General features: G+C 31.4%; 5 protein-coding genes and 2 pseudogenes. 1 reads left to right on the top strand and 6 read right to left on the bottom strand.

Annotated elements, in window-relative coordinates; genetic code table 11:
- Positions 1 to 275 precede the first annotated feature (275 nt).
- From JCM14822_RS17780 to JCM14822_RS17760, 6 genes and pseudogenes are all read right to left on the bottom strand, one after another.
- Positions 276 to 617, bottom strand: a complete 342-nt coding sequence (locus JCM14822_RS17780; RefSeq protein WP_054743923.1) for a Fur family transcriptional regulator — start codon at positions 615 to 617, stop codon at positions 276 to 278.
- A gap of 68 nt (positions 618 to 685) precedes the next feature.
- Positions 686 to 892, bottom strand: a complete 207-nt coding sequence (locus tag JCM14822_RS25290) for a DNA-3-methyladenine glycosylase (RefSeq protein ID WP_408606224.1) — start codon at positions 890 to 892, stop codon at positions 686 to 688.
- Between the two features lie 58 nt (positions 893 to 950).
- Complete coding sequence (locus tag JCM14822_RS17775; RefSeq protein WP_054743921.1) at positions 951 to 1,631, bottom strand: MBL fold metallo-hydrolase; 681 nt, start codon at positions 1,629 to 1,631, stop codon at positions 951 to 953.
- Between the two features lie 16 nt (positions 1,632 to 1,647).
- Positions 1,648 to 2,590: pseudogene (locus JCM14822_RS25440) on the bottom strand (glycosyltransferase family 2 protein).
- A gap of 169 nt (positions 2,591 to 2,759) precedes the next feature.
- Positions 2,760 to 3,704 (bottom strand): calcium/sodium antiporter, encoded by a 945-nt coding sequence (locus JCM14822_RS17765; protein WP_054743919.1) that lies wholly within the window; start codon positions 3,702 to 3,704, stop codon positions 2,760 to 2,762.
- Positions 3,705 to 3,888: 184 nt separating this feature from the next.
- Positions 3,889 to 4,488 (bottom strand): enoyl-CoA hydratase-related protein, encoded by a 600-nt coding sequence (locus JCM14822_RS17760; protein ID WP_278287255.1) that lies wholly within the window; start codon positions 4,486 to 4,488, stop codon positions 3,889 to 3,891.
- A gap of 514 nt (positions 4,489 to 5,002) precedes the next feature.
- Between JCM14822_RS17760 and JCM14822_RS17755 the strand changes: the two are divergent.
- Positions 5,003 to 5,287: pseudogene (locus tag JCM14822_RS17755) on the top strand (hypothetical protein); the annotation flags it as partial.

The raw sequence follows: 5,287 nt of genomic DNA, 5'->3' as shown, positions 1-5,287 counted from the left end.
GCACATGTCGTTATCTTAAGTTTTGTCTAAATATATAATTTCATAAGCGTTAACTTATAAATAAAATTTTCCAGTAATAAATTCAATAAAAATGGGAAACCTCTATAGTCTAATAGCACTTAGATTAGGAGGTTTCCCATGTATATCGCAAGTCTAGGATCATTACTTACAATGCCGCTTTATGATAGTGTAGATCAAAGCATACTTAAGAGTCGGGAGAGAGGCGTCAGTATGCAAAGATTTTATACATTACTGCTTGTAGACTTATATCAATTCTATACACTAAAAAGAATCACATCAAATTCCTCAACAAATTCTTGATCAAGATGAAATATTTTGCCACATGCTGAGCACTGTGCATGCATATGACTATTACAGTGTTCTTGTGTCTCTGAATATTTACAACATGTGGCATTTAGATCGTTTTCTTTATAACGAATCAATTTTCCTTCCTTATATAATTTTTCTAGATTACGATAAACTGTGGCATAATTAATGTTCTCGCCATCTGTAATAAGTTTATTTACAATATCTCTAGCAGTGAATCGGGGTTCTGCATTTTGTTTCAAATACTGGATTATTAAAGTTCTTGGTTTTGTTTTATATTCACCTTTCACAATTTCACCAACCTTGTCTCTTTCATCTTAACAAAAGAATAGCTTAATTATACACCTCACGTCAAACGCTATAAGATGTTAACGTATGTATTATAAGTTTCCTCACCGATGCTTGCTTCATATATTTTGATTTCTTTATCTTCTAGAACAGTATAAGCTACTGGCCAAGGATTAAAACCGCTAATTTGATTGAAGACTTGTTGCAATATGATTTTGGGAAGAATTTTATACAATAGTTTAGATATACTTTTACGAAGTTCCGTGTTTTTGAACACTAAATTTACTATTAGTTTAGTATTTATAAACACATGTGTTAATACATTGTAAGCGTACCTATTTAAATTTCAGAATATTTCCCTGATTTTTCCTCATTCTAAAATTCACAAAATCCTCTTTCGCATCTAATAGTAAATAAATATTTTTTTCAAACATCTGCGCAAACGTTTCTCCTGGGTATGCATCATAACGGTGTCCTGGATATATTTCTGTTTCTTTCAAAATAATATTTTTTAAATGTTGAATAGTATTGTACATTTCTTCAACATCGCCACCAATGCCAGTGCATACGCCACAGCCTTCAATAAAAAGTGTATCACCTGTAAAAAGTTTATTCCCTACCCAATAACACATACTACCTTTAGAATGCCCTGCTGTATGAATGCATCTGATACTTGTATTGCCTATTTGTATTTTTTCTTCATCATCTAATAATTTCATACTCGGCATGTAATAATCATAAAAATGTGCTTCTATTTCTGAAAGACATACTTGCATCTGATAATGCTTATAGAGCCATTCCACTTGTCGAATATGATCAGAATGGGTATGAGTAAGTAAAATATATTTAGGTTTTAACCCCTTATCTTGTATAAGAGTTTCAAGTTTTTCCTTTTCGCATGCAGGATCAATAATACCTGTTTCTAAAGTTTTGTTATCTATAATAACATACGTATAGCTTTTATATGATGTTGTTTCATCTTTTAAAATGTGTAAACTAAATGTATTTTTTGTCATTTTTTGAACTCCTTTGCTATTGTCTTTGTTGAATGTCTTCATGATAAATAATAGATTCTATAATATATTTAGGGCAATGCTTAGTTTCTAAATATATTTTACCAATATACTCACCAACTATCCCTAGCATTAAAAGCTTTAATCCACCTAAAGCCCAGATAGAAACACTTAAGCTAGCCCAACCGCTTACTGTTTTGCCCATGAAATGCACTACTAGACAGTAAATAAGCATACCCATGCTCACTAAAAATGATAAACTTCCTAATAATGTTGCAATACGTAAAGGCTTAATTGTAAAAGAAGTAATACCTTCTAGAGCAAAAGCAATCATTTTCTTTAAAGGATACTTAGACTTACCGGCTATACGTTCTTGACGTTCATAAGTTACAGTTGTGGATGGATAACACCTATTTGAGGAGCAATACCACGTAAAAACAGATTAACTTCACCAAATTGCATTAGGCCCTCCAGGGCTCTTTTACTCATTAAACGATAATCTGCATGATTGAAAACCATCTCAACACCTAAGAAATGCATGACTTTATAAAATCCTTCTGCTGTAAAACGTTTAAAGAAGGTATCTTTTGCCTAGAAGACCTATCACCATAAACGATATCATTTCCTGCTATATATGCATCAACAAATTTCTCAATAACTTGAATATCATCCTGTAAATCAGCATCTAAAGAACTTACACTATCTGCATTTTCTTTAGCTACCATTAATCCTGCTAACAATGCATTTTGATAGCCTCTATTATGCGCTAAATTAATATCTACAAATAGACTATCTTCTTGTATTAATGCATTAATGATTTGCCATGTACAATCTTTGGAGCCATCATTTACGAAAGCTATACGACTTTTCAATGCAATCTTCTTTTTGGCCATAAGTGCTTCCATAATGCTTTTAAGTTGACTAGCTATTTCTCTTAAAACTTCTTCATTATAACAAGGTATAACTAATCATAAATCCTTCATTTTCTCCTCCCTTAACTTTCTTTATACAGTAGTTTAATCTATTATAACTCAATCATTATACATTTTCAAAATTATACAACAATAGCTGCCTGCTATTTCATACTACTTAAAATAGCTAGGCAGCCAATGAACTAAAATAATTCATTTTCTAACGGATGATAATGTAAACCGTATAAAGGATGTAAAGTATAACTAAAATACTACCTTCTATTCGTCCAACACGTTTTTGTATCCAAGCAAATATATAGGTAATAACATTAAATCCTAATAAAATCAATAAATCATAAATAGATAATACGTTTACATTAATTGGATGAATACTAGCAGAAAGTGCAAGTACTAATAAAATATTAAAAATATTAGATCCTACAACATTACCAATGGCAATATCACTTTTGCCCTTTTTAGAAGCTACTAAACTTGTGACAAGCTCAGGTAAGGAGGTACCAATTGCAACAATTGTAAGACCTACTAAAGTTTCACTAAGTCCAAAAGAAATCGCAATCTTTGAAGCACTATCTACGACCAGTTCTCCACCTAAAACAATGCCCACAATTCCTCCGAGGGCAATTAAAATCCCCTTACCTAAGCTATATTTAGGCTTAACATCCTCTTCTTGATGTTTATTCTTTAAAGCTGCTTGAATCATGTTATAGATAAAAACAATAAAGAATAAAAGTAATGTTAATCCATCTCCACGACTAATTACATTAGGGACACCATTGTTTAAAAAAGAGTCTGATCCTAAAAATAATAGTGCAACTGTAATTAAGATAGAAAAAGGAAAATCCTGTTTAAGAACTGAATCTTCCACAGCGAAAGGTGTAATAATGGCACAGCCTCCAACGACTACTAAAGTATTAAAAATATTAGAGCCAATAACATTCCCCATGGCAATATCATTTTGTCCTTTAAGGGCAGCAGTAATGCTGACTGCTGCTTCTGGTGCGCTTGTGCCAAAGGCAACAATCGTCAATCCAATAATAAGTGTAGGAATATGAAAAATTTGTGCAATAGATGAGCTACCATCTACAAAATAATCCGATCCTTTTACAAGTAATACAAAGCCAATAATAAGTAAAATATAAGCCACTTTAAAAGTCCTCCCTTAGATGTGTTTGTTATAAAATATACATACTATTAGCAGTTTCACCATTTTTTTATTTTCTTATTCCCATGGGAATTTCTTATACCTTACAAAGTCCATAATATTCTCCCTGGTCTGTGGTTCTTGCATTAATGTAGTTATTGTACGTACTGCTTCTTGTTCCATTTATCTATAAACTCCTAAAATAGGCTTTCATTTGTCCGATAAAAGGTATTCTTACAAGTCGTGCCCTTAACCAAAAGCGTTGTAATACTTGTGCCGTATTATCTGATAAATAATCTATTACGTGATTTTTATAAGCATCTATTGCCTGAGTTGTTACAGTCATTGCATAAGCTTTTTGATATCCCACTCTTCGTACTAAATAAGGTAATATCATAGCTGGTAACAATCCCCATAAAGCTTCAGATAGACTAAAACGTACATTGTGTGTGCCAATAACATAATCACTAGCTGCTATAATGCTCATTTCACCTACTGTTATCTGCCCTTCAACCTGTGAAACGATAAGTCTTGAAATTGTACTTAGACGTTTGATTGTCTGCATATACAACTCAGGTTGATTAACCTTAGAAGTTGTATGATTCATTAATTTTATATATTCACTAAAATCCATTCCTGTACAGAAGAATTTACTATTTCCTTTTAAAGCAATCATTTTATTATAAGGATTTTGTTCAGCATAGTCTAATATACTATTCAGTTCTTGTAAAAGTTCAATGTTAATACTATTTTTATCCTCAATTCTGTTAAATGTAACCTCTAATATTTCACCTTTTTCATCTACTAATAATGTATTATATCCATATTGACTCCTCTTGTAATTATTATAAATAGTCTATTATGATTAGCCTACAAAAAGATAGTTTTTAAAACTACTTTACATTATTATGGTATAATTAAGCAAAAAATAAAGGGGATAATTTTATGTTTTGTTAAAATATAGTCCAACAACTTAATCTTGGGGATCCAACAATTACTCTACCTAAATATCTTCGTAAAAATCTTGAGAAGAGTTGGGTTACCCCTTTTAATAAATATATTTTTTCTAACATTAATGAAGAACGTTTTGAAGTGCTCTATAGTGATGAAGTTTCTAGACCAAATTCTCCTGTTAATATATTAGTAGGTCTTCTTATTCTTATTTAGTTTACCAGGTGAAGACCTTATTGGCGCTTTAAATTTCGATATGAGATTTCAGTTCGCTTTAGGCACAACAAGTTATGAGAAACAGCTTGTATCCATCAATACTCTTTATAACTTTAGAACAAAAGTCCTGGAGTATGAGTAGAGACTTGATAAAAGAAGAAATAGAAGTTCTTGCTGCGCTTATTGAAACAGAGATGAAACTTGATGACAAAATGCTTCGTATGAATTCTATGATGATAAGTTCATCCTGTAAGAAACTGTCCCGTATTGAATTAGTTTACACTGTTAATCTAAAGCTTATAAAAGCACTCAATAAGATCAATCCCAAGCTTGTTCCAGAAGAATTAAAGTGTTATTTAGAAAAAGGACACAAGAATGAAACAATCTATAGAACACGTGATAAAAATGCTACAACTAAA

Origin of the sequence: Cellulosilyticum ruminicola JCM 14822 (assembly GCF_001311925.1) — a bacterium.
Classification (GTDB): domain Bacteria; phylum Bacillota; class Clostridia; order Lachnospirales; family Cellulosilyticaceae; genus Cellulosilyticum; species Cellulosilyticum ruminicola.
Note: the sequence above shows the minus strand (reverse complement) of the source record. Positions and strands in the feature narration are given on the sequence as shown.

Coding starts and splice junctions, on each gene's coding strand:
- JCM14822_RS17775 (WP_054743921.1), bottom strand. CDS start 1,631: ATGACAAAAAATACATTTAGTTTACACATTTTAAAAGATGAAACAACA.